1 protein-coding gene is annotated in these 1,351 nt (G+C 61.4%); it reads left to right on the top strand.

The window, feature by feature from the left end; translation table 11 throughout:
- Positions 1-167: 167 nt before the first annotated feature.
- Positions 168-1,351: ISL3 family transposase (locus EB75_RS27965; protein ID WP_073698453.1), on the top strand; the 1,184-nt coding region annotated here is incomplete at its 3' end.

Below are 1,351 nucleotides of genomic sequence, written 5' to 3'. Positions count from 1 at the left end.
GTGGCGCTCCACGGGTTTTCGTGGGCGCCTTTGTGCTGTTCAGAGGTAGTTTTTGGTTGTGCCCCTGAGGTTTTGAGCGTGTCGCCGGGTAGATGAGGGACGCGCACGCGGTGTCCCTCTAGGTTTCGGGGTTACCACACCAACCTCAACCGCCAGGAACGATCCGCGTGCGCGTCAGTACTGCATTTAACCGAATACTTCAGGTCCCCGGAGCCAACGTCACCGACGTCACCATCGGCGATCGCGACATCGAAGTCACCGTCCGACTCAAAGCCCGCTCACTGCGCTGCCCCTGCGGCAAACGTATCCGGGCCGGCTATGACCGCCGGCGCCGACGCTGGCGCCATGTCGATATGGCCAGCAAGAAACTATGGCTGGTCTACGACATCCGCCGCCTGAACTGCTCGAGCTGCGGCATCGTCACCGAACAGGTGCCCTGGGCTCGCCCGGGTGCCCGATTCACCCGAGACTTCGAAGACACAGTGCTCTGGCTGGCCCAACGCACCGACCGCACCACCGTGGCAACACTGATGCGGTGCAGCTGGGAATCGGTCACCGCCATCATCAATCGCGGTGTCGATGAACTGCTCGACCAGCGCCGCCTGCAGACGCTGTACCGAATCGGCGTCGACGAAATCTGCTACCGCCACCCGCACAAATATCTGACCATCGTCGGTGACCACGACACCGGCACCGTCATCGATATCCAGCCCGGACGCAGCGAACAATCACTAGCCAATTTCTATGAACAACAACCCGATTCGACACTAGAAACCATCACTGCAGTGAGCATGGACGTGAGCAAAGCCTTCCGCGGCGCCACCCGAACCCACCTACCGGAAGCCACCATCTGCTTCGATCCGTTCCACATCATGCAATGGCTCAACCGAGCACTGGACCGCGTCTTCGCCGCCGCCGCCAGCGGACCGAACAAAGTCATCATGACTTCGGCGCAGTGGCGCAAGACCCGATGGGCACTGCGCACCGGAGAGAACAAACTCACCGCCAACAAACGGGACCTGGTCAACCAGATCGCCCGCGCAAACCGCCACGTCGGCCGGGCCTGGGCCCTCAAAGAACAACTTCGCGACCTCTACCGACACAAGCACGAACCCGGCGTCGCCCGCCAGCTACTCAAGGCCTGGATCACCGCCGCCAAACGCAGCCGCATCCCAGCTTTCACCGAACTCGGCAAACGACTACAGCAACATTTCGAAGCCATCATCGCCGCCGTCGAACTCGGCCTCTCCAACGCCCTCATCGAAGGCATCAACGCCAAAATCCGACTCATCAACGCCCGCGGCTACGGCCACCACTCCGCCCGAACACTGACCTCAATGATCTACCTCTG

This window comes from Mycobacterium sp. ST-F2 (genome assembly GCF_001905655.1).
GTDB lineage: Bacteria > Actinomycetota > Actinomycetes > Mycobacteriales > Mycobacteriaceae > Mycobacterium.
Note: the sequence above shows the minus strand (reverse complement) of the source record. Positions and strands in the feature narration are given on the sequence as shown.